This window comes from Streptomyces sp. NPDC019937 (assembly GCF_040631655.1).
Lineage (GTDB): Bacteria > Actinomycetota > Actinomycetes > Streptomycetales > Streptomycetaceae > Streptomyces.
Window position 1 is genome coordinate 1 of sequence record NZ_JBEYAL010000007.1, and the last position, 22,317, is coordinate 22,317.

Annotated in this window: 19 protein-coding genes; 12 read left to right on the top strand and 7 right to left on the bottom strand. The window is 71.4% G+C overall.

Annotation, left to right across the window (positions count from 1 at the left end):
- The coding region (locus ABZ562_RS08400) for an IS630 family transposase (RefSeq protein WP_361475557.1) at positions 1-705 on the top strand (705 nt) is incomplete at its 5' end.
- A 25-nt stretch (positions 706-730) separates the two neighbouring features.
- On the opposite strand, the gene ABZ562_RS08405 is transcribed toward ABZ562_RS08400, so the two are convergent.
- Positions 731-1,549 carry an SAM-dependent methyltransferase gene (locus ABZ562_RS08405; protein WP_361475559.1) on the bottom strand — a complete coding sequence of 273 codons (819 nt, stop codon included), beginning with the start codon at positions 1,547-1,549 and terminating at the stop codon, positions 731-733.
- 196 nt (positions 1,550-1,745) lie between these two features.
- On the opposite strand from ABZ562_RS08405, the gene ABZ562_RS08410 reads away from it, so the two are divergent.
- On the top strand, positions 1,746-2,504 hold the full coding sequence (locus ABZ562_RS08410) for a calcium-binding protein (protein WP_361476005.1): 759 nt from the start codon (positions 1,746-1,748) through the stop codon (positions 2,502-2,504).
- A gap of 28 nt (positions 2,505-2,532) precedes the next feature.
- On the opposite strand, the gene ABZ562_RS08415 is transcribed toward ABZ562_RS08410, so the two are convergent.
- Complete coding sequence (locus tag ABZ562_RS08415) at positions 2,533-2,790, bottom strand: DUF2530 domain-containing protein (RefSeq protein ID WP_361475561.1); 258 nt, start codon at positions 2,788-2,790, stop codon at positions 2,533-2,535.
- A gap of 190 nt (positions 2,791-2,980) precedes the next feature.
- Here ABZ562_RS08415 and ABZ562_RS08420 point away from each other — a divergent pair, with 190 nt between their 5' ends.
- The 4 genes from ABZ562_RS08420 (at position 2,981) to thpR (ending at position 7,111) form a co-directional block, all read left to right on the top strand.
- A complete protein-coding gene (locus ABZ562_RS08420; RefSeq protein WP_361475563.1) occupies positions 2,981-4,456 on the top strand; it encodes an NCS2 family permease in 1,476 nt (491 codons plus the stop codon).
- Between the two features lie 162 nt (positions 4,457-4,618).
- Positions 4,619-5,083, top strand: a complete 465-nt coding sequence (locus ABZ562_RS08425; protein ID WP_361475565.1) for a MarR family transcriptional regulator — start codon at positions 4,619-4,621, stop codon at positions 5,081-5,083.
- Positions 5,084-5,115: 32 nt separating this feature from the next.
- On the top strand, positions 5,116-6,480 hold the full coding sequence (locus tag ABZ562_RS08430; RefSeq protein ID WP_361475567.1) for an MFS transporter: 1,365 nt from the start codon (positions 5,116-5,118) through the stop codon (positions 6,478-6,480).
- Positions 6,481-6,547: 67 nt separating this feature from the next.
- On the top strand, positions 6,548-7,111 hold the full coding sequence (gene thpR / locus ABZ562_RS08435) for an RNA 2',3'-cyclic phosphodiesterase (RefSeq protein ID WP_361475569.1): 564 nt from the start codon (positions 6,548-6,550) through the stop codon (positions 7,109-7,111).
- Between the two features lie 193 nt (positions 7,112-7,304).
- Here the strand turns inward: thpR and ABZ562_RS08440 are convergent, their stop codons facing one another.
- Positions 7,305-8,303, bottom strand: coding sequence for an aldo/keto reductase (locus ABZ562_RS08440; protein WP_361475571.1), 999 nt, complete (start codon positions 8,301-8,303; stop codon positions 7,305-7,307).
- A gap of 495 nt (positions 8,304-8,798) precedes the next feature.
- Here ABZ562_RS08440 and ABZ562_RS08445 point away from each other — a divergent pair, with 495 nt between their 5' ends.
- Entirely contained in the window at positions 8,799-9,830 is a 1,032-nt protein-coding gene (locus ABZ562_RS08445; protein ID WP_361475573.1) for a hypothetical protein, read from the top strand.
- 205 nt (positions 9,831-10,035) lie between these two features.
- Here the strand turns inward: ABZ562_RS08445 and serC are convergent, their stop codons facing one another.
- On the bottom strand, positions 10,036-11,154 hold the full coding sequence (gene serC / locus ABZ562_RS08450; protein WP_361475575.1) for a phosphoserine transaminase: 1,119 nt from the start codon (positions 11,152-11,154) through the stop codon (positions 10,036-10,038).
- Between the two features lie 200 nt (positions 11,155-11,354).
- On the opposite strand from serC, the gene ABZ562_RS08455 reads away from it, so the two are divergent.
- Positions 11,355-14,249 (top strand): FAD-binding and (Fe-S)-binding domain-containing protein, encoded by a 2,895-nt coding sequence (locus ABZ562_RS08455; protein ID WP_361475577.1) that lies wholly within the window; start codon positions 11,355-11,357, stop codon positions 14,247-14,249.
- A 5-nt stretch (positions 14,250-14,254) separates the two neighbouring features.
- Here the strand turns inward: ABZ562_RS08455 and ABZ562_RS08460 are convergent, their stop codons facing one another.
- Complete coding sequence (locus ABZ562_RS08460; RefSeq protein WP_361475579.1) at positions 14,255-15,199, bottom strand: aldo/keto reductase; 945 nt, start codon at positions 15,197-15,199, stop codon at positions 14,255-14,257.
- A gap of 90 nt (positions 15,200-15,289) precedes the next feature.
- Here ABZ562_RS08460 and ABZ562_RS08465 point away from each other — a divergent pair, with 90 nt between their 5' ends.
- Positions 15,290-15,907, top strand: coding sequence for a TetR/AcrR family transcriptional regulator (locus ABZ562_RS08465; protein WP_361475581.1), 618 nt, complete (start codon positions 15,290-15,292; stop codon positions 15,905-15,907).
- Between the two features lie 88 nt (positions 15,908-15,995).
- On the opposite strand, the gene ABZ562_RS08470 is transcribed toward ABZ562_RS08465, so the two are convergent.
- On the bottom strand, positions 15,996-16,352 hold the full coding sequence (locus ABZ562_RS08470) for a hypothetical protein (protein ID WP_361475583.1): 357 nt from the start codon (positions 16,350-16,352) through the stop codon (positions 15,996-15,998).
- Positions 16,353-16,461: 109 nt separating this feature from the next.
- A complete protein-coding gene (locus tag ABZ562_RS08475) occupies positions 16,462-17,883 on the bottom strand; it encodes a helix-turn-helix transcriptional regulator (protein ID WP_361475585.1) in 1,422 nt (473 codons plus the stop codon).
- 183 nt (positions 17,884-18,066) lie between these two features.
- Here ABZ562_RS08475 and ABZ562_RS08480 point away from each other — a divergent pair, with 183 nt between their 5' ends.
- The 3 genes from ABZ562_RS08480 to ABZ562_RS08490 are packed head-to-tail and all read left to right on the top strand — an operon-like array spanning position 18,067 to position 22,312.
- The gene (locus tag ABZ562_RS08480) at positions 18,067-18,861 is read left to right on the top strand and encodes a TIGR03084 family metal-binding protein (protein WP_361475587.1); all 795 of its coding nucleotides are present in this window, start codon (positions 18,067-18,069) and stop codon (positions 18,859-18,861) included.
- Positions 18,858-20,717: an acyclic terpene utilization AtuA family protein gene (locus ABZ562_RS08485; protein ID WP_361475589.1), complete on the top strand. Its 1,860-nt coding sequence runs from the start codon at positions 18,858-18,860 to the stop codon at positions 20,715-20,717. Before ABZ562_RS08480 ends, ABZ562_RS08485 begins: the two co-directional genes overlap by 4 nt.
- Positions 20,714-22,312 (top strand): carboxyl transferase domain-containing protein, encoded by a 1,599-nt coding sequence (locus tag ABZ562_RS08490; protein ID WP_361475591.1) that lies wholly within the window; start codon positions 20,714-20,716, stop codon positions 22,310-22,312. The genes ABZ562_RS08485 and ABZ562_RS08490 overlap by 4 nt, the downstream gene beginning before the upstream one ends.
- Positions 22,313-22,317: the final 5 nt, after the last annotated feature.

A 22,317-nucleotide genomic window follows, 5' to 3' on the forward strand; every position in this document is an offset into this window, starting at 1 on the left:
ATCTCGCGGATCTGGCGGGCGTTCGCCCTGGCCCCGCACCGCACGCAGACGTTCAAGCTGTCCACGGACCCGCTGTTCATCGACAAGGTCCGCGACGTGGTCGGGCTCTACCTCGACCCGCCGGAGAAGGCCCTGGTCCTGTGTGTGGACGAGAAGTCACAGATCCAGGCCCTGGACCGCTCCCAGCCAGTCCTGCCGATGATGCCCGGCGTTCCCGAACGCCGCAGCCACGACTACGTCCGGGCCGGCACCACCACCTTGTTCGCCGCTTTGGAAGTGGCGACCGGAAAGGTCATCGGCTCTCTGCACCGCCGGCACCGGGCCGTGGAGTTCAAGAAGTTCCTGACCAGGCTCGACAAGGAGGTTCCGGCGGGTCTCGGCGTGCACCTGATCCTGGACAACTACGCGACCCACAAGACGCCCGAGGTCAAGAAGTGGCTGCTGGCGCACCCGCGCTTCCACCTGCACTTCACGCCCACGAGTTCGTCCTGGCTGAACCTGGTCGAGCGGTGGTTCGCCGAACTTACGCAGAAGAAGCTCAAGCGCGGCGTCCACCGCTCCGTCCAGGCTCTCGAACGCGACATCCGGGCATGGCTGGCCGACTGGAACGAACACCCGCGACCGTTCGTCTGGACGAAGACAGCCGACGAGATCCTCGACAAAGTGGCCGCCTACTGCCACCGAATCTCCGACTCAGGTCACTAGGAAAGAACCAGGTAAGAGCCAAGGGCTACGGCTTGCGGGCCACGCCCGCGTAGATCCACAGGTCCAGGGCCTCCGCCGAGGCCCTGGCCTCTTCGCTCTCCGGGCGCCACCGGTGCGGCATGACCACGCCGGGTTCGATCAGCTCCAGGCCGTCGAAGAACGACAGGATCTCCTCGTGGGTGCGGCCCTGGACGTGGATGCCGCTGGCCCGGTAGAGCCGGGTGACCGCGTCGGAGACCTCGTTACGGGGGTCGAGCGCGCCGTGGGAGAGGACCAGATAGCTGCCGGGCGCCAGGGGTTCGATCAGCTGCCGCACGATGTCGTGCGGTTTCTGCTCGTTCGCGATGAAGTGCAGCACCGCGTTGAGCGACAGCGCGACCGGCTTGCTCAGGTCGAGCGTGGCGTGCAGCTCGTCGGCGGCCAGGATGCCCCGCGGGTCGGTGATGTCGGCGTGCATGTAGGTGGTGCGGCCCTCGGCGGAGGAGAACAGCAGGGCCTGGGCGTAGGCCAGCACGATGGGGTCGTTGTCCGCGTAGAGGACCCGCGCGTCCGGGGCGGCCTTCTGGGCTATCTGGTGCAGGTTGGGCTCGGTGGGGATGCCGGTGCCGATGTCGAGGAACTGCCGGATGCCCGCCTCGGCGGCGAGCCAGTGGGTCGCCCGGTGCATGAAGGACCGGTTGGCCCGGGTCCACGGTTTGACGTCGGGCCAGACGGCCTCGACCTGCCGGGCGGCCTCGGTGTCGACCTCGTAGTGGGTCTTGCCGCCCAGGAAGTAGTCGTACATGCGCGCCGAGTGCGGCTTGCTGGTGTCGATTTCGTCGCTGCGAAAACGGTGACCGGTCATACCGCGCATGTTACTGAGCAGTTGGTCAGAAGAGATGACGTTCCATCAAAAACGGGCCGATGTGAAGCTCTCATGATGTTGTGAAAAGCCGGTGAAAATCGTACAGTTGCGCAACACTCGGCTCCGAGTTCGCGTCCGCGTCCATCTCGGCGCAGGTCAACGCACCGGAGCCTTCTTCATCTTGTGGGGGATGCAGATGCGCAAGCGCATGACCTATGCCGTGCTCGCCACCGCGACCGCGGCCGCTCTCGGGGGGCTCGCCGCGCCGGCGGCGCACGCGGACGGTTCCGGCGACACGACGATCACCAAGGTGGCCGTGGGCAACGCCGTCCTCGGTACCTCGGGCGCCAAGACCTTCACCGTCTCGGTGACGGCGAAGGACGACTCGGGCATCCAGGGCGCCGATGTGTACCTGGACGGCCCGTCGTACGGGTACGCGACCCCGACCGGCGCCGTGAAGTGCGCCGCGGCGGCCGACGACCCGACCACCTCGACCTGCAAGGCGACCTTCACCCTGGACCCGCAGGTCGACTTCATCGACAACAGTGTCGCGGGCCGGTGGTACGCCAATGTGTGGATCGACGCCAAGGACGGCGACTACCTGAGCGCCGACAAGGCCGGGTCCTTCGCCGTGCAGCGCGCCGCGAAGCTGACCGTCGACGCCGCGCCGGAGCCGGTCAAGAAGGGCAAGACGATCACGATCACCGGCGCCCTGACCCGCGCCAACTGGGAGACCGGCACGTTCGCGGGCTACACCGTCCAGCCGGTGACGCTCGAGTTCCGGAAGGCGGACACCACCACCTACACCGCCGTCAAGACGGTGACGTCCGGCAGCCGCGGCGCGCTCTCGACCACCGTGAAGGCGGCCCAGGACGGCTGGTTCCGCTGGAACTTCGCTGGCACCAGCACGACCCCGCCGGCCAAGGCGGGCGGCGACTACGTGGATGTGAAGTAACACACGGCACGACAGCGCGGGGCGCGGTTCAGCCGGCGTCGCTCTCCGAGGAGCGCCGAATGGCCGCCTCCCGCGCCCGTACGTACCAGATGCCCAGCAGTCCGAGCCCGCCGCCGGTCAGGCAGGTCCACAGCCACCACAGATGGCCGTGGTCGGCGTACCAGCCGTAGAACGGGAGTTGGGCGAGGAAGAGGACGAACCACACGATGGTGCCCCCGGTGATGGTGGCGACGACGTTGCCTTCCAGGGGTGCAGGCGCTTCGTGCCGGGGTGTCCACTTCGTCATGGGTCCAGCTTACGGGGGTGCTGGTCGCGGCCCCGGCGGCGCGGTGGGCGCGGGAGGGCCGGGGCGGGCACGCGGTTTGGCGATCCGCGATTTATATATTCATACTGAACCGTTCTGGGTCTGGGTGGAATGTCCTGTGCGATCCTCCAAGAGGCCCGCTTCACGAGTTCACCACCACTGGGGTCCGTCCATGTCTCCCTCGGCCAGCGAGCCGGTCGGTGCCGCACAGCAGGCACCGACACCGCCCATGAACCACCTGCCCTTCCTCGACAGGTTCTTCAAGATCAGCGAGCGCGGCTCCTCCCCGTCCCGGGAGGTCCGCGGCGGTCTGGCCACGTTCTTTGCGATGGCGTACATCATCGTGCTGAACCCGATCATCCTCGGATCGGGTCAGGACATGTACGGCCACCATCTGGACAACGGCCAGCTGGTCACCTCGACCGCCCTGATGGCGGGCCTGAGCACGCTGCTCATGGGCGTCATCGGCAACGTTCCGATCGCCCTCGCCGCGGGCCTGGGTATCAACGCGGTCGTCTCGCTCCAGCTCGCGCCCAAGATGAGCTGGCCGGACGCGATGGGCATGGTGGTCCTCGCCGGTGTGGTGCTGATGGTCCTGGTCGCCTCCGGGCTGCGGCAGCGGGTGATGGACGCGATCCCCGGCGGGCTGCGGCGCGCGATCGCGATCGGCATCGGCCTGTTCATCGCCCTGATCGGCCTGGTCGACTCCGGCTTCGTCACCCGTAACCCGGACGCGGCGCACACCACCGTTCCGCTCGGCCTCGGCATCGAGGGCAAGCTCCAGGGCTGGCCCGTGCTGATCTTCGTGGCCGGTCTCGCGCTCACGTTCGTCCTGGTCGTCCGCAAGACCCGGGGCGCGATCCTCATCGGCATCGTGGTGATGACGCTGGCCGCGATCGCGATCAACGCCGTCACCTCCACCCCGGACGCGAACTGGGGCCTGACCGTGCCCAACGTGCCGGACACGCTGGTGGCGACCCCGGACTTCGGGCTCGTGGGCCAGATCAGCCTCTTCGGCGGATTCCACAAGGTCGGCATCCTCACCGGCTGTCTCTTCGTCTTCACCGTCCTGCTGTCCGGCTTCTTCGACGCGATGGGGACGATCATCGGCGTCGGCGAGGAGGCCGGGCTGACCGACGAGCGCGGCCAGCTGCCCGGCATGGGCCGGATCCTGATGGTGGACGGCGTCGCGGTCGCGGGCGGAGGCTTCGGCTCCGCCTCCGCGAACACCTGCTTCGTGGAGTCCACGGCGGGCGTCGGGGAGGGCGCGCGGACCGGTCTCGCCAACGTGGTGACCGGCGGCCTCTTCCTGCTCGCGCTGGTCTTCACCCCGCTCGCGAAGGTCGTCCCGTCGCAGGCCGCGACCCCCGCGCTGGTGGTCGTCGGCTTCATGATCATGGCGGCGAACGTCAAGGAGATCGACTGGAGCGACGCCACGATCGCGGTCCCGGCCTTCCTGACCATGATCTCGATGCCGTTCACCTACAGCATCACCAACGGCATCGGCCTCGGCGTGCTGTCGTACCTGCTGCTGCGCGTCGCGACCCGGCGGGTCCGGGACATCCCGTGGCTGCTGGCCGCCGTGGGGCTGTGCTTCCTGGTCTACTTCCTGCTCCACCCGATCGAGCAGGCGCTCGGCGTCGTGTGATCCGGTACTCCGGGGTCCTCGCTCACTCACCCACTTGCTCACCCACCCACCACTCGCTCACTCGTATGGGTGATCGCGTGGTGGGTGGGCGTATGGGTGAGTGAGCGAGGACACCGGTATCCGGGTTTTTATTAGACGAGGTAATGAGTTATGCTAAAGACCATGCCGGATCCGTCCCGCCTCCCGTCGCCCCCGGCGGAGGCGCCCCTCGATGACGCGGCCGCGGTGAGCGCTCTGCGGTCCGCAGTGATGCGCTTGTCGCGACGGCTGAAGCATCAGCGCGTCGACGAGTCGCTGAGCCCCACGGAGATGTCGGTGCTGGGCACCCTCGCCGGGTGCGGCTCCGCCACCCCCGGCGAGCTGGCCCGCAAGGAGCACGTCCAGCCGCCGTCGATGACCCGCATCGTGGCGCTGCTGGAGGCCAAGGGACTGGTCAGGCTGGAGCCGCACCAGGAGGACCGGCGGCAGAAGGTCGTGTCGCCGACCGAGCGGGCCGAGGTCATGCTCGAAGAGAGCCGGCGCAAGCGCAACGCCTGGCTGAGCGAACTGGTCGGGCAGCTGTCCGAGGACGAGTGGGAGACGCTGCGCGCCGCCGCGCCCGTCCTGGAGAAGCTCGCGCGCATGTAGGAGACAACCGAGCAGCCAGGAGGCGAACGAGCTTGAGTACGGGACCCGGAGCAGACTCCGCACCCGCACCGCACACCGACTCCCCTTCCGCCGACACCACGGCGGCCCCCGAAAAGGGCGGCATGTTCCGCTCACTCAGGGTCCGCAACTACCGGCTCTTCGCGACCGGTGCCGTGATCTCCAACACCGGCACCTGGATGTCGCGGATCGCCCAGGACTGGCTGGTCCTGAGCCTCACCGGCTCCTCCACCGCGGTCGGCATCACCACCGCGCTGCAGTTCCTGCCCATGCTGCTCTTCGGCCTGTACGGCGGCGTGATCGCCGACCGGTACCCCCGGCGGAAGCTGCTGCTGGTCACCCAGGCCGCGCTGGGCCTGTGCGGTCTGGCGCTCGCCGCCCTCACCCTGAGCGGACACGTCCAGGTCTGGCACGTCTACCTGATCGCGTTCCTGCTGGGCATGGTCACCGTCGTCGACAACCCGACCCGTCAGGTCTTCGTCAACGAGATGGTCGGCCCCCGCGACCTGCGCAACGCGGTCAGCCTCAACTCCGCGAACTTCCAGTCCGCCCGGCTGATCGGCCCCGCCGTCGCCGGTGTCCTGATCACCGCGGTCGGCAGCGGCTGGGCCTTCCTCATCAACGGCCTCTCCTTCGGCGCCCCCCTCATCGGCCTGCTGCTGATGCGCACCAGTGAGCTGCACCCGGTCAAGCGCGCGCCGCGCGGCAAGGGTCAGCTGCGCGAGGGCCTGGCCTATGTCGGCCGTAACCCCGATCTGCTGTGGCCGATCGTCCTCGTCGGCTTCATCGGCACCTTCGGCTTCAACTTCCCGATCTGGCTCAGCGCCTTCGCCGACGACGTCTTCCACGCCGGGCCCGGTACCTACGGCCTGCTCAACACCCTGATCGCGGCCGGTTCGGTCACCGGCGCCCTGCTCGCCGCCCGCCGCGTCACCACCCGCCGCCGGCTGCTGGTCGGCGCGGCGCTGCTGTTCGGCGTGCTGGAGGTGGCCGCCGCGGTGACCCCGTACTTCTGGCTGTTCGCCGCGCTGATGGTGCCGGTCGGGATCTTCAGCCTGACCTTCAACGTCACGGCCAACTCCAGCGTCCAGCTCGCCACCGACCCGGCGATGCGCGGCCGGGTGATGAGCCTGTTCATGATGGTCTTCGTCGGCGGTACGCCCATCGGCGGCCCGCTCATCGGCTGGGTCACCGACACCTGGGGCGCCCGGGTCGGCTTCGCCTTCGGCGGGCTGGTCTCGGCCGCCGCCGCGGTCGGGGTGGGCCTCGCCCTGGCCCGCGCGGGCGGCCTCCGCCTCAAGGTGGACCTGCGCCGCGGCCATCCGCATGTGGCCTTCGTGCCGCGGGTGCCGGAGGAGCGGCTGGCTCCGGCGGCGTAACGGCCGCCGGGCCGCTGCCCGGGCGGCGCGGTTTCGGGGCGGGCCGGGCCGGGGGAAGCCTCATGCGATGAGACTCTTCGCCGCCGTCCTGCCCCCCGACCCGGTCCTGACCGAGCTGGGGGCACGGGTCGACGCACTGCACCGGCTCCCCGGCGCGGACGCCCTCCGCTGGACCGAGCGCACCGGCTGGCACCTCACCCTGGCCTTCTACGGCGAGGTCGGCGACGACGTCCGCCCCGAGCTGGCGACCCGGCTGGCCCGCGCCGCCCATCGCCACCACCCCCACCAGCTGCGGCTGGCGGGCGGCGGCCGGTTCTCCGACCGCGCCCTGTGGGCGGGCGTGGAGGGCGATCGCACCGTCCTGCGGGGGCTCGCCGACTCCGCGGCCGCGGGGGCCCGCCGCGTCGGGATCGACGTGAACCAGAAGCGCCCGTACCACCCCCACCTCACCGTCGCGCGCAACCGCTCCACCACCGGCCTCGCGCCGTTCGCCGAGGGCCTCACCGGCTTCGCGGGCCGCGACTGGACGGTGCGGGAGCTGAGCCTGGTCCGCAGCCATCCGCCGGCGCCTGGAGTGCCCGGGGCGCAGCCGCGGTACGAGGTGGTGGCGGCCTGGCCGCTGGGCGGCTGAGCGGCCCGGCTAACCTCGGGGTGTGGACCCGAAGACCAGAAACATGATCATGAGTGGTGCCCTGGTGATGATCCTCGTGGTGGTGGCCGTCGCGGCCGCCTTCGGAGGATGAGCCGCCGGGGCAGCGACCCGCACAGGCAGGGGGTGTGACCGCATACGGTCACACCCCCTCCGTACGGCCGTACGGGCACGGCTACCAGGCGAACGCCTCCGGCGTCGGACCCGGGCCCGGGAAGATCTCGTCCAGCCCGCTCAGCACCTCGTCGCTCAGCGTCAGCTCGGACGCCCGTACCGCCGAGGCCAGCTGCTCGGCCGTGCGCGGCCCGACGATGGGGCCGGTGACCCCGGGGCGGGTCAGCAGCCAGGCCAGCGCCGCTTCGCCGGGCTCGAGACCGTGCTTGTCGAGCAGGTCCTCGTAGGCCTGGACCTGCTCGCGCACGGCCGGGTTCTTCAGCGCGTCCGCGGCACGCCCGCCCGAGGTGCGGGCACCGGCGCCGCCCTCCCGCTCCTTGCGGATCGCGCCGCCGAGCAGTCCCCCGTGCAGCGGGGACCAGGGGATGATGCCGAGGCCGTACTCCCGCGCGGCCGGGATCACGTCCATCTCGGCGCGCCGCTCGGCCAGGTTGTACAGGCACTGCTCGCTGACCAGGCCGTAGGAGTTCCGGCGCCGGGCCGTCTCGTTGGCCTGGGCGATGTGCCAGCCCGCGTGGTTGGAGGACCCGACGTAGAGGATCTTGCCCTGCTGGACGAGGACGTCGATGGCCTGCCAGATCTCGTCCCACGGGGTCGCGCGGTCGACGTGGTGGAACTGGTAGAGGTCGATGTGGTCGGTGCCCAGCCGCTTGAGGCTCGCGTCCACGGCCCGGCGGATGTTGAGCGCGGAGAGCTTGTCGGTGTTGGGCCAGGGCTCGCCGTCGGCGGCCATGTTGCCGTACACCTTGGTGGCGATGACGGTCTTCTCGCGCCGTCCGCCGCCCTTGCCGAACCAGCTTCCGACGATTTCCTCGGTGCGGCCCTTGTTCTCGCCCCACCCGTACACATTGGCGGTGTCGAAGAAGTTGATGCCCGCGTCGATCGCGGCATCCATGATCGCGTGGCTGTCGGCCTCATCGGTCTGCGGGCCGAAGTTCATGGTGCCGAGGACCAGTCGGCTGACCTTGAGGCCGGTACGTCCGAGCTGCGTGTACTCCATGCCCCCAGCCAATCCCTTGGAGTGCGCTCTAATCAAGGGCCGCGCCGGGCCTGCCGGCCGCTGCTTGCCCGTCGCTGTACCCGTCGCTGTCCGGTGTATTCCGGAAAATCTGGAAGCCCGCTTTTTGGCCCCCCGTCGCGGTCAAAAAGCGGGCTACCGGAATCTCCGGAATGGTGGTTGTTCTCGGCGTCCGGAGCGGGTCTTCGTAAAACCAAGGGCGCCGAAGACCCGGCTGTAGCTTCTGGAGACCGTAGAGGCGGCCATTCTGGAAAGCAATGTCCGCGTCCAGTATGCCGTCAATGCCCGATAAATTTCTGGCGCAGATAATCCCCGGATGGATTCAAATAATCCGCGGGTTATTTACCCGGCCCGGTCGCCACGAATGATTTACGTACGTTATCGGCCCGTGATTCAGAAGGGGGCCCGGCCGCGCCACCGTGCCCCGGCGGCCGTATCGCGCTGTCCGCGCCCCGCCGGGATGGCAGGCTTGGGCCCATGCGTCCGCTTCCGTACGTCCTCGGTGCCGCCGTGCTGGCGGCTCTGCCCGTCGCCACCCCCGCTCCCGCGGTGGCCGACGACTCGTCCCCGTCCTCGTTCACGATCGAGGACCCCCGCATCACCGAGTCCAGCGGGCTCGCCGCGAGCCGGGCCCACCCCGGCGTCTACTGGACGCACAACGACAGCTCGGACGGGGCGTACGTCTACGCCGTGGACAGCAGGACCGGGAAGACGGTCGCGCGGGTCACCCTGCGCGGCATAGGACGCCCCCGGGACGTGGAGGCCATCTCGATAGGCCCCGACGGCAATGTGTACGTCGGCGACATCGGCGACAACCTCGGCGGCACCTGGCCGCACGTATGGATCTACCGCTTCCCCGAGCCCAAGGTCCTCAAGGACACCACGGTCACCGCCACCCAGTTCACGGTCCAGTACCAGGGCGGGCCGCGCAACGCCGAGGCGATGATGGTCCACCCGAGGACCGGCCGGGTCTACATCGCCAGCAAGAGTGACGACGACCCCGGGCTGTACGAGGCGCCCGCCACGCTCTCCCCGCAGGGCACCAACGTCTTCCGCCGGGTCGCCGACCTCGACATGGAGGTCACCGACGGCGCCTTCGCCCCGGACGGCAGCCGGCTGGTGCTCCGCGGCTACTTCTCGGCCTCCGAGTACCGCTGGCGGAACGGCAAGCCGCAGCAGCTCCAGGAGCTCAAGGACGAGCCGGGGCTGCCGCTCCAGCGCCAGGGCGAGTCGGTGACCTTCACCCCCGACGGCGGCACCCTCATGTACGGCACGGAGGGCCCGAGCAGCAAGGTCACCGCGGTGGACCTCGGCGGGGAGCTGCTGCCGGACGCGACCGCGAAGAAGCAGAAGAAGGACGGGGAGTACTCTTCGCGCCCCGACGGCAAGCGGCAGAGTTCCGAGGCCGAGAAGAACGGCAACCTGGTGAAGGCCGCGCTCACCTTCGGCGGCGCGCTGGTGCTGTTCCTGGGGCTGCGGCGGCTGGTCCGCCGCCGCCCGTCGTCGTAGGAGCCGTACGGATCACCGGAATACGAATACGGGCCCGGGGCGACACGCCCCGGGCCTGTATTCCTTCGGACCGCTTCGGTCTTCTTCGGACCGCCTCAGCCTTCTGCGGCCCGCCTCAGCCTTCTTCGGACCGCCTCAGCCTTTTTGGACCGCCTCAGCCTTCTGCGGCCCGCCTGCCCTTTTGGGCCGCTTCAGACCGCACGCCTCACAGGTGCTCGATGACGTAGTCCACGCAGGCGGTCAGCGCCTCGACGTCGGCCGGGTCGACGGCCGGGAACATCGCCACCCGCAGCTGGTTGCGGCCCAGCTTGCGGTACGGGTCGGTGTCCACGATCCCGTTGGCGCGCAGCACCTTGGCGATCGCGGCGGCGTCGATGTCCTCGTTGAAGTCGATCGTGCCGATGACCTGCGACCGCTTGGCCGGGTCGGTGACGAACGGGGTGGCGTGCTTGGACTCCTCGGCCCAGCCGTACAGGGTGCGCGAGGAGGTGGCGGTGCGCCGCACGGCCCAGTCCAGACCGCCCTGCCCGTTGATCCACTCCAGCTGGTCGTTGAGCAGGAAGAGGGTCGCGAGCGCCGGGGTGTTGTACGTCTGGTTCTTCAGCGAGTTGTCGATCGCGGTCGGCAGCGAGAAGAACTCCGGGACGTGGCGGCCGGAACCGTGGATCCGGGCGGCGCGCTCCAGCGCGGCGGGGGAGAAGATCCCGATCCACAGCCCGCCGTCCGAGGCGAAGGACTTCTGCGGCGCGAAGTAGTAGACGTCCGTCTCGGCGATGTCCACGGGCAGCCCGCCCGCCCCGGACGTGGCGTCGACCAGCACCAGCGATCCCTCGTCGGCCCCGGCCACCCGCTGGATGGGCATCGCGACACCGGTCGAGGTCTCGTTGTGGGTGAGGGCGTAGACGTCCGCACCCGCCTCGGCGCGCGGCTCCGGGTGGGTGCCGGGGTCGGAGGAGATCACGGTCGGCTCGTCCAGCCACGGCGCGAGCTTGGCCGCCTTCGCGAACTTCGACGAGAACTCGCCGAAGGACAGGTGCTGGGACTTGTTGTCGATCAGGCCGTGCGTCGCCACGTCCCAGAAGGCGGTGGAGCCGCCGTTGCCGAGGATGACCTCGTAGCCCTCGGGGAGCTGGAACAGTTCGCGCACGCCGTCGCGCACCGCGCCGACCAGGTTCTTGACCGGGGCCTGCCGGTGGGAGGTGCCCAGCAGCGAGCTGCCGGTCGCCGCGAGGGCACTGAGCGCCTCGGTACGCACCTTGGAGGGGCCTGCGCCGAAGCGACCGTCGGCGGGCTTGATGTCTTCGGGAATCCGGATCTCAGCCACGCCCGCAGCCTAATCCGTCCCAACCCGGCATTCAGTGGGGAGTCCATTCGCTGAGACGATCCGTCCACGGAAGGGGACGGTGAGCGGCCTCATGTTGACACCGGCGCCCCGGAGCCTCCCGTGCACAGTGATCCATGATCACGGTCTTGCGGCACAGTGTGGGCGTATCCATCGGGACCCTCGCCGTGGACCATGGGGACATGGCTGAGCACGAGGCAGACGAACTGGAGCAGGCGCTGCGCCGAGCCGTCCGTGGGGACGTCTCCTTCGACGCGGCGAGCCGGGCCCTGATGACCATGGACGCGTCGAACTACCGGCGCGTGCCGGCCGGTGTCGTCGCGCCGCGCGACGCGGACGACGTGGCGGGCGCGCTGGCCGTCTGCCGGGAGCGCGGGGTGCCGGTGGTGGCGCGCGGCGGCGGCACGTCCATCGCCGGGCAGGCCACCGGGCTCGGGGTCGTCCTGGACTTCACCCGCCACATGCGGCGCATCGTCTCCCTCGACCCGGAGCGGCGCACCGCCGTCGTCCAGCCCGGCGTGATCCTCGACGAGCTGCGCACCGCCGCGGGCGCGCACGGCCTGACCTTCGGCCCCGACCCGTCCACCCACAGCCGCTGCACCCTCGGCGGCATGATCGGCAACAACTCGTGCGGCTCGCACTCTGTCGCCTGGGGCACCACCGCCGACAACGTCCGCGAGCTGGCCGTCCTGACGTACGGCGGTGAGCGGGTCCGCGCCGCCCAGGGGCTCGACGCGCTCCCCGCCCGGCTCCGCGACGGCATGCGCTCCCTCGCCGGTGACCATCTGGCGCTGCTGCGCACCGGCTTCCCCGAGCTGCCCCGCCGCATCTCCGGCTACGCCCTGGACGAGCTGCTGCCGGAGAAGAACGCCGACGTGGCCCGCGCCCTCACCGGCAGCGAGGGCACCCTCGGCGTGCTGACCGAGGCGACCGTACGGCTCGTCGAGGCGCCCGCCGCCCGGGCGCTCGCCGTGCTCGGCTACCCCGACGAGTCCGCGGCGGCCGAGGCCGCGCACACCCTGCTGCCGTACGGGCCGCTCACCGTCGAGGGCATGGCCGCCGACCTGGTCGTGGGCGCGTCGGGGCTGCCCAAGGGCGGCGCCTGGTTGTTCGTGGAGGTCGGCGGCGCGGGACGCGAGGAGGCGTACGCCCGCGCGGAGGAGATAGCGCGCGCCGCCGCGCACGCGACCACCGACCACACGGTGGTCGCCGACCCCGCCGGGCAGCGCGCGCTGTGGCGGGTCCGCGAGGACGCCTCCGGCACCGCCACCCGCATGCCGGACGGCAGCGAGGCCTGGCCCGGCTGGGAGGACTGCGCCGTACCCCCCGCCCGGCTCGGCGCCTACCTGCGCGACTTCCGCGCCCTGCTCACCCAGCACGGGCTGCGCGGCACCCCGTACGGGCACTTCGGCGACGGCTGCATCCACGTGCGCATCGACTTCGACCTGATGCGCGAGGCCGGGGTGCGGGTCTTCCGCGACTTCTCCACCGACCTCGCCGACCTCGTCGTCGCCCACGGCGGCTCGCTCTCCGGCGAACACGGCGACGGTCTGGCCCGCGCCGAGCTGCTGCCCCGCATGTACGGGGACGAGATGGTCGGGCTCTTCGGCCGCTTCAAGGACCTGTGGGACCCGGCGGGCGGCCTCAACCCCGGCGTCCTCGCCCGCCCCCGCCGCCTCGACCAGGACCTGCGCTTCGACGTCCTGCCGCGCCGCCCGGTGGACGTCGAGTTCGGCTACCCGCACGACGGCGGCGACTTCTCGGCCGCCGTGCGGCGCTGCGTCGGCGTCGCCAAGTGCCGCAACGAGTCGGTGTCCGGCGCGAACGTGATGTGCCCCTCGTACCGCGCGACCGGCGAGGAACAGCACTCCACCCGCGGCCGCGCCCGGCTGCTGCACGAGATGCTCGCGGGCGAGGTGGTGCGCGACGGCTGGCGCTCGGAGGAGGTCCGGGACGCGCTCGACCTGTGCCTGTCCTGCAAGGGCTGCCGCAGCGACTGCCCGGTCGGGGTGGACATGGCCACGTACAAGGCCGAGTTCCTGCACCACCACTACGAGGGCCGGGTGCGCCCCGCCGCCCACTACGCGATGGGCTGGCTCCCGGTCTGGCTCCGGGCGGCCGCCCTCCTGCGGGCGGCCCCGGTGGCCAACGCGGCGTCCGGCGTCGGCTTCCTGTCCGCCGTGGCCAAGCGCGCGGGCGGCATCGCCCCCGAACGCGACATCCCCGAGCTGGCCCGCGAGCCGTTCACCCGGTGGTGGCGCGGCCACGCGCGTACGGTGCGCAACTCCCCGGCGGCGGCCCGCACCGTCGTGGGTCCTGTGGAGGGAGCCGGGCCGAGGGCAGGCAGCCCGGAGACGGCCCGCACCGTCGTGCTCTGGCCGGACACCTTCACCAACTACCTGTCCCCGTCCGTCGGCCAGGCGGCGGTGCGCGTGCTGGAGGCGGCCGGGCTACGGGTCGTCGTACCCCCCAAGCCCGTCTGCTGCGGCCTGACCTGGGTCTCGACCGGCCAACTCGACCGCGCCCGCGCGGTCATGCGGCGCACCCTGGACGTCATGGCCCCGGCCCTGGACGCCGGTCTGCCCGTCGTCGGCCTCGAACCCAGCTGCACCGCGGCCCTCCGCACCGACCTCCCCGAACTCCTCGGCCCCGACGACCCCCGCGCCGCCCGCCTCGCCGACTCCGTGCGGACCTTCGCCCAGACTCTGGAGGAGTACGCCCCCGACTGGCAGCCCCCGAAGGTCGACCGCCCGGTCGTCGGCCAGACCCACTGCCACCAGCACGCCGTCCTCGGCGACGCCGCCGACCGCCGCCTGCGCGAACGTGCGGGCCTGACCGGCGAACTGAGCGGCGGCTGCTGCGGTCTGGCGGGCAACTTCGGCTTCGAGGCGGGCCATTACGACGTCTCGGTGGCCTGCGCGGAAGACCAGCTGCTGCCATCCGTACGCAACGCCGACGACAACGCCGAGGTCCTGGCCGACGGCTTCTCCTGCCGCACCCAACTGGACCAGCTCGACGGCGGACGCCCGGCCCGCCACCTGGCCGAGGTCCTGGCGGAGCGGTTGCCCCGCCAGTGATGACCTCAGCGGAGCGTGGTGTCGTTGGACCGTGACTCGACGGCGTCCAGCGCGGCCAGTGTGGCGTCGTCGAGCGTGATCTCCCCGACGGCGATGTTGGCCTCCAGGTGGCCGGCGTCCGCGGTGCCCGGGATGAGCAGCGTGTTCGGCGCGTGGTGGAGCAGCCAGGCGAGGCCGATCTGTGCGGGGGTGCGGCCGAGGGACCGGGCGGCGGTGGTGACGGCCGGGGCGTCGCTCACCTTCGGCCAGCCGGGGAAGGCGCCGCCGAGTGGGAAGTACGGTATCCAGGCGATCTGCCGCTCGGCGCAGAGCCGCAGCAGCTCCTCATCGTCGCGCGACACCAGGCTGTAGGCGTTCTGGACGCAGGCGATACCGGCGGGAAGGGCCCGGCGCAGTATGTCCGGGGTGACGCTGCTCAGCCCGATCGCGCCGATCTTGCCCTCGTCCCGCAGCGCGACCATCACCGCGAGCTGATCGTCGAGGTCGACCGCCTGGTGGCCCTCGGCGCGCAGGCCCGGCCCGGTGTCCGTGCGGCGCAGGTTCACCACCGGTATCCGGTCGAGGCCGAGGGATACGAGGTTGTCCTCGACGCTCGCCCGCAGCTCCTCGGGCCGCTGGGCGAGACGCAGCGGAGGGGTGCCGCCGGGGTCCGGATCGGCGCCGACCTTGCTGACGATCAGCACGCCGTCCTCGGGGCGCAGCGCGTCGCGGATGACCTCGTTGACGAACCCGTTGCCGTAGAACTGGGCGGTGTCGATGTGGTCGACGCCGAGTTCGACCGCGCGGCGCAGGAGTGCGATCGCGGCGTCGCGGTCGGCGCACAGGCGCTCGAGCTGCATCGCGCCGTATCCGATACGGGAGACCGTGTGGCCTGCGAGGGCGCCGGCCCCTCCGGCGCGCGGGGCGCCGGAGGCCGTGAGCTGGGGCGAGGGAGTGCTGTTCGTGGTCATGGGGGAGATTCCCTCCGCATGAGACGATAAAGAAGCGGAGGGACCTCCGCTTCATTTGACTGTATCACTTTTACCGGAGGTGCCTCCGCTTTGGATTCCGACGCCACCACGGGAGCCGGTCCCGGAGGGAAGCCGCGCGGCGCCCGCGCCCCCCGTGCCGACGCGCTGCGCAACCGCGACAGACTCGTCCGGGTCGCCCGGACCGCGTTCGCGGCCGTCGGCGGCACCGTCACGCTCGAAGGCATCGCCCGCGAGGCCGGTGTCGGCATCGGCACGCTGTACCGGCACTTCCCGACCCGCGAAGACCTGGTGGAGGCCGTGTACGCCGCCGAACTCGACGACGTCACCGGCAGCGTGCCCGCCCTGCTCGAGGAGCTTCCGCCGGACACGGCGCTCCGGGCGTGGATGGAGCGCTACGCCGCGTTCGTCGCGACGAAGCGCGGCATGCTCGACACGCTCCGGGCGGGCTGGGCCTCGGGGCGGATCGCCACACCGGCCACCCGGGAGCGCGTCACCGCAGCCATTGCCACCCTCCTCGCCGCCGGAGCCGAGGCCGGATCACTCCGTGCCGACGTCGAACCGGAGGATGCCGTTCTGATGCTGATGGGGATCTTCCTCGCCGCCGGGACCGTCGACAGCGCCCCCGAGCAGACCGGACGGCTGATCGACCTCGTCATGGACGCCCTGCGGCCGACGGCGATCGGCTGATTCCGGCCCAACGGGCGGGGCTGAAACTCGACAAAAAAGTGGCCGTAGTGCTCGGTGCGACGGGAAGGCGCTGAGCTCGGCGTTGATGTCATGGGTTGCGGGCCGAACCGTTGCCGAGGCCGACGCCCTCGTCATCGCCGTACGCGAGCAGTCGCCCGCCCCGGCTCTCGGCGACCCGGAGCACGTCGCGCAGAGCCTCAGTGAGCCGGTGGCCCAGGTAGCGGAGTTCGCCGGAACTCACCTTTCGGTCGCTGAGGAGGGCGTGGGCGTGCTGGAGGAGTTGCGCGCCCATGTTCAGCTGCAGGGCCTCGATCTCGTCCGCCCGTTGGCTCAGAGGGCTGTAGCCGTCGCCCGGCGCCAGGTAGCACGGCTTGCCGTCCGGGCTGGACCACGGCAGCAGGCGTAAGGCGGTCTCGCCCTCGGGGCCGAGTGGTTTGGCGGTCACGGTACGGCCTCCTTTGGTGACGATGTTCCCGTGCCGTGACGTTATGGTCGCGCTGAGTTGCTGATCAATGGCACTTTCGCCCGGCGGGGGACGGAAGTACCACTCGGCGTCACACCGGTACGCCGAGCACGTCGGCCATGGCCTGCATCTCCGGTGTCATCGTCCGTCGACCGGCGATGATGTCGCTCAGGATGTCCCGCGCGTAGCGCTGGTTGGGCAGCCATTCCGGGGCGTCGGACCAGACGCCTTGCAGTACCTCGAAGGCGTCGGTGGGCCGGTGCTTCATCACCTGGGCCCTGGCCACGTCCAGCAGATGGCGGTTCCGGTTGTTCGACGTCGGCCGGAGGCCGCTGGTGGGGATGCGTGCGGCCAGGCTGAGGACATGATCCGGTTCTTCCGCGACCATCGCGTTCTCCGCGCGTTTGAAGGCGACGGTCAGGGGGCCGAAGGCGCGGAGGAAGTCCCCATCAGGGGCGAACTCACGGCCCATGGCGACCGCTGCCGCGTGGGCGAGCCGCAAAGTGTCCCTGGCAGCATCGGATTCGTTGTCTCGTACCGCGGCGGCTGAGGCGCGCAGGAGCAGCCAACCCCATGCGCTCAGTTCGGCGGGGGTGGCACGGGACAGGCGTGGCTCCATGTCGTCCGACCACCGCACGGACAGTGCGCGGGCCTCGGCGAGCCGGCCCTCCCTCAGAAGCAACCAGCAGCGTGTGCTCGCGATGGCGGCGCCGTCGAGTTGGTCCACGGCGTCGTCCATCGCTCCGGTGAGGGCCGTTTCGGCAGCGTCGAACTGACGCGTCTGCACCATGAGCCACCCGGTGAGCTGGAGTAACCGCCCCCGCAGGTGCCGATTGCGTGGGTCGAGGTGGGCAAGCGTGTCGGCGTCGCGTAGGAGCGCGGGGAGGATGGGACGCAGCTCGGCGAAGCGGTCGCCGGAGAAGAGAGGCAGTGCCGCTGTGAGCGCCGCGCTGACCCCCTCCCTGGTGGGAGCCTGGTCGGCACCACGATCGGGTGCCGAGAAGGTCAGAGTTTGGCGTACCGGCTCCCAGCGTTCCCTCGTGGCTTCGTCGGCCTCGTCCCCGCGGTGTCCGGCGATGAGCCGCGTGGTGGACACGCCCAGAGCCGCGGCGAGCTTCCGAGCCGTTTCAAGGCGTGTGTCCTGCTGTTCGCCCTGTTCCAGCTTCCTGATCCAGGAGACGGAGACTCCAGAGGCTTCCGACAAGCCGTGCTGCGTCAGCCCCCGGCCGACGGCGCGTTCTCCGCGATGGACCTCACCGCCCGCCACCCCCGCACCGGCGAGCTGCTGTCCACAGTGAAGTTCATGGTGCAGACCCTCGCCGCCGCCGGCGAACTCCAGCGCGACTTCCAGCGGGAGCTGACGTACGACGGGTTGGCCGCTGAGGCGAAGGGCAGCAAGGGCGGCCGCCGCCCGGCCATCCCAGCCGACAAGACCGACGGCGCGCGCCGCGTACCTGGAGGGCCGCTCCATCGCCGCTCTCGCGCGCCACCACGGCGTCAGCCGCGGCGCCATCCGTACCGCTGTCACCGACCTTCTGTCCCAAGAGGACGTTCCGTCGCGAGCAGCGGAGAGTAGTTCGCTGCCTCCCGGGCGTGACCCGTCAAAAATCATGCAAGCACGCTTGATTGTTTTCTTCCGTGCTGCCACGCTCACTCCCGACGCTCCGCACCGTCGCATCACGACCGGGAGTCCCGCGTGTCCGATACGGAAGCTCTGCTCGGCGAACTGCGCGCCGAGAGCGAGGAGTTGGACGGCCTGGTGGCCGGGCTGTCCGACGAGGCGTGGGCCGCGCCGACGCCCGCCGCCGGGTGGACCATCGCGCATCAGATCGCCCACCTCGCCTGGACCGACGCGCGGGCCGTGCAGGCGGCCGAGGACGCGGAGGGGTTCGCGGACGAGGTGCGGAAGGCCTTCGCCGCGCCGGAGCGGTTCGTGGACGAGGGCGCGGAGCGCGGGGCGGCCGACGCGCCCGCCGTGCTGTTGCGGCGGTGGCGGAAGGGGCGGGAGCGGCTGGCGCGGATGCTCGCCGCGCAGCCGCCGGGCGCCCGGTTGCCGTGGTACGGGCCGCCGATGAGCGTCATGTCGATGGTGACGGCGCGGCTGATGGAGACCTGGGCGCACGGTCAGGACGTGGCCGACGCGCTGGGGGCGCGCCGTACGCCCACCGCCCGGCTGCGGCATGTGGCCCGCATCGGCGTACGGGCGCGGGGGTACGCCTACACGGCGCGCGGACTGGAGCCGCCGGCCGAGGAGTTCCGGGTCGAACTCACCGCCCCGGATGGGGAGGTGTGGGCGTACGGCCCCGAGGACGCGGCCCAGCGCGTCACCGGCCCGGCGCTCGACTTCTGCCTCCTGGCCACGCAGCGCGCCCACCGCGACGACCTGGCACTGCGGGCCGAGGGCCCCGACGCCGACCACTGGCTGAACATCGCCCAGGCGTTCGCCGGACCACCCGGCCCAGGGCGGAAGCCGGGCGGGGGTGCCGCGTGACCACGACGGAAGGCGATACACCGGAACCCCTGCGCATCGGCAACGCCTCCGGCTTCTACGGCGACCGCTTCGACGCGGTGCGCGAGATGCTGACCGACGGGCCGCTCGACGTCCTGACCGGGGACTATCTCGCCGAGTTGACCATGCTGATCCTCGGCCGGGACCGCGCCAAGGACGCCTCGCGCGGTTACGCCACCACCTTCCTGCGCCAGCTGGAGGACACCCTCGGGCTCGCCGTCGAGCGCGGCGTACGGATCGTCACCAACGCGGGCGGGCTGAACCCCGCCGGGCTGGCCGACGCCGTCCGTGCGCTCGCGCAGCGGCTCGGGTTACCGGTGCGCGTCGCGCACGTGGAGGGCGACGATCTGCTCGGTGCGCGCGACTGGGGACCGGGCGTGGTCAGCGCCAACGCCTACCTCGGGGGCGGCGGGATCGCGGCATGCCTGCGCGGCGGGGCGGACGTCGTGGTCACCGGGCGGGTCACCGACGCCGCGCTCGTCACCGGGCCCGCCGCCTGGCACTTCGGGTGGGCGCCGGACGACTGGGACGCGCTGGCCGGAGCCGTGATCGCCGGGCACGTCCTGGAGTGCGGGACGCAGGCGACCGGCGGCAACTACGCGTTCTTCACCGAGCTGAGCGACGTACGCCGCCCCGGCTTCCCGCTCGCCGAGATCCACCGCGACGGGTCGGCCGTCATCACCAAGCACCCCGGCACCGGCGGCGCCGTCACCGTCGGCACCGTCACCGCGCAGCTGCTGTACGAGACGGCGGGCGCCCGCTACGCCGGACCGGACGTCACGGCGCGCCTGGACTCCGTACGGCTCGCCCAGGACGGCCCCGACCGGGTGCGGATCCACGGCGTACGGGGCGAGGCGCCGCCGCCCACCCTGAAGACGGGGCTGACCCGGCTCGGGGGCCACCGCAACGAGGTGGTGTTCGTCCTCACCGGCCTCGGCATCGACGACAAGGCCGCCTTGGTACGCGACCAGATGGAGGCGGCCCTCGCCAAGTGCCGTCCCGCCGAGGTGCGGTGGACACTGGCCCGCACCGACCACCGCGACGCGGCCGTGCAGGAGGAGGCGAGCGCCCTGCTGCGGCTCGTCGTCCGCGACCGCGACCCCGACACGGTGGGGCGGGCGGTCAGCGGCGCGGCCGTCGAACTGGCCCTGGCCAGCATCCCCGGCTTCCATCTCACCGCCCCGCCGGGCAAGGCGACCCCGTACGGGGTGTTCGAGGCGGCGTACGTCCCGCAGGACGCAGTCCCGCACATCGCCGTCCTCCCGGACGGCACCCGGACCGCGATCCCCCCGGCCCCGGACGTCGCAGAGCTGCGCCCCGCCGCCGAACCCCCGCTGCCGCCGCCCCTACAAGGCCCCACCCGCCGCGCACTGGACCCTGGGCACCTCGCGCCCGCCGACGGACCCCCGCTGCCGCCGCCCCTACAAGGCCCCACCCGCCGCGCACTGGACCCGGGGCACCTCGCGCCCGCCGCCGAATCCCCGCTGCCGCCGCCCCTACAAGGCCCCACCCGCCGCGCCCCGCTCGGCCTGGTCGCCGGGGCCCGCAGTGGCGACAAGGGCGGCAGCGCCAACATCGGCGTCTGGGTGCGCACCGACGACGCCTGGCGCTGGCTGGTCCACACCCTCACCACCGACCGGCTCCGCGAACTCCTCCCGGAGACCGCCGCACTGCCCATCACCCGCCATCAACTCCCGCGTCTGCGCGCCCTCAACTTCACCGTCGACGGCCTGCTCGGCGAGGGCGTCGCCGCGCAGGCCCGCTTCGACCCGCAGGCCAAGGCCGTCGGCGAATGGCTGCGCTCGCGCCACCTCGACATACCGGAGGTTCTCCTGTGACCGTGCTCGCGTCCGCGCTCGACCCCGCAGGCGCCGACTACACGGCCCATCGCGAGGCGATGCTCGACAAGCTGGCCGAACTGGAGGCCGCGCACGCCCAGGCGCTCGCGGGCGGCGGCGAGAAGTACGTCGAGCGGCACCGCAAGCGCGGCAAGCTGCTCGTCCGGGAGCGGATCGAACTCCTCCTGGACCCCGATACGCCGTTCCTGGAGCTGTCGCCGCTCGCCGCCTGGGGCAGCGACTATCCGGTCGGGGCGTCCGTCGTCACCGGCATCGGCGTGATCTCCGGCGTGGAGTGCCTGATCAGCGCCAACGACCCCACCGTGCGGGGCGGCGCCAGCAATCCGTGGACGCTGAAGAAGTCGCTGCGCGCCCATGAGATCGCGCGGGCGAACCGGCTCCCGGTCGTGAGTCTGGTGGAGTCCGGTGGTGCTGATCTGCCCTCCCAGAAGGAGATCTTCATCCCCGGCGGGGCCATGTTCCGCGACCTCACGCGCCTGTCCGCCGACGGAATCCCGACCATCGCCGTGGTTTTCGGCAACTCCACCGCCGGGGGCGCGTACATCCCGGGGATGTCCGACCACGTGATCATGGTCAAGGAGCGGTCCAAGGTCTTCCTCGGCGGCCCGCCGCTGGTCAAGATGGCGACCGGCGAGGAGAGCGACGACGAATCGCTCGGCGGCGCCGACATGCACGCCCGCACCTCCGGGCTCGCCGACTACTTCGCCACCGACGAGCCCGACGCCCTCCACCAGGCGCGCCGCGTCGTCGCCCGCCTCAACTGGCGCAAGGCCCACCCCGACCCGGGACCGGCCGAACCGCCGAAGTACGACGCGGACGAACTCCTCGGGATCGTGCCCGGCGACCTCAAGGTCCCGTTCGACCCCCGCGAGGTCATCGCCCGCATCGTCGACGGCTCCGACTTCGACGAGTTCAAGCCGCTGTACGGGGCCAGCCTCGCGACCGGCTGGGCCACCCTCCACGGCTATCCGGTCGGGGTGCTCGCCAACGCCCAGGGCGTGCTGTTCAGCGAGGAGTCGCAGAAGGCCGCGCAGTTCATCCAGCTCGCCAACCAGCGCGACATCCCCCTCCTCTTCCTCCACAACACCACCGGCTACATGGTCGGCCGCGCCTACGAACAGGGCGGGATCATCAAGCACGGCGCCATGATGATCAACGCGGTCTCCAACTCCCGCGTCCCCCACCTCTCCGTCCTCATCGGCGCCTCCTACGGCGCGGGCCACTACGGCATGTGCGGCCGCGCCTACGACCCGCGCTTCCTGTTCGCCTGGCCCAGCGCCAAGTCCGCCGTCATGGGCCCGCAGCAGCTCGCCGGGGTGCTCTCGATCGTGGCCCGCCAGTCCGCCGCCGCCAAGGGGCAGCCGTACGACGAGGACGGCGACGCCGCCCTGCGCGCCATGGTGGAGCAGCAGATCGAGTCCGAGTCGCTGCCGCTGTTCCTCTCCGGGCGGCTGTACGACGACGGCGTCATCGACCCGCGCGACACCCGCACCGTTCTCGGCCTCTGCCTCTCCGCCCTCCACACCGCGCCCGTCGAGGGGGCGCGCGGTGGCTTCGGCGTCTTCCGGATGTGAGGAAA

Excerpts from the sequence above, each read along its gene's own strand:
- ABZ562_RS08405 (WP_361475559.1), bottom strand. The coding sequence starts at position 1,549 with ATGACCGGTCACCGTTTTCGCAGCGACGAAATCGACACCAGCAAGCCG.
- ABZ562_RS08410 (WP_361476005.1), top strand. The coding sequence starts at position 1,746 with ATGCGCAAGCGCATGACCTATGCCGTGCTCGCCACCGCGACCGCGGCC.
- ABZ562_RS08415 (WP_361475561.1), bottom strand. The coding sequence starts at position 2,790 with ATGACGAAGTGGACACCCCGGCACGAAGCGCCTGCACCCCTGGAAGGC.
- ABZ562_RS08420 (WP_361475563.1), top strand. The coding sequence starts at position 2,981 with ATGTCTCCCTCGGCCAGCGAGCCGGTCGGTGCCGCACAGCAGGCACCG.
- ABZ562_RS08425 (WP_361475565.1), top strand. The coding sequence starts at position 4,619 with ATGCCGGATCCGTCCCGCCTCCCGTCGCCCCCGGCGGAGGCGCCCCTC.
- thpR (WP_361475569.1), top strand. The coding sequence starts at position 6,548 with ATGAGACTCTTCGCCGCCGTCCTGCCCCCCGACCCGGTCCTGACCGAG.
- ABZ562_RS08440 (WP_361475571.1), bottom strand. The coding sequence starts at position 8,303 with ATGGAGTACACGCAGCTCGGACGTACCGGCCTCAAGGTCAGCCGACTG.
- ABZ562_RS08445 (WP_361475573.1), top strand. The coding sequence starts at position 8,799 with ATGCGTCCGCTTCCGTACGTCCTCGGTGCCGCCGTGCTGGCGGCTCTG.
- ABZ562_RS08455 (WP_361475577.1), top strand. The coding sequence starts at position 11,355 with ATGGCTGAGCACGAGGCAGACGAACTGGAGCAGGCGCTGCGCCGAGCC.
- ABZ562_RS08460 (WP_361475579.1), bottom strand. The coding sequence starts at position 15,199 with ATGACCACGAACAGCACTCCCTCGCCCCAGCTCACGGCCTCCGGCGCC.
- ABZ562_RS08475 (WP_361475585.1), bottom strand. The coding sequence starts at position 17,883 with ATGGCGCCGCGGCTGACGCCGTGGTGGCGCGCGAGAGCGGCGATGGAG.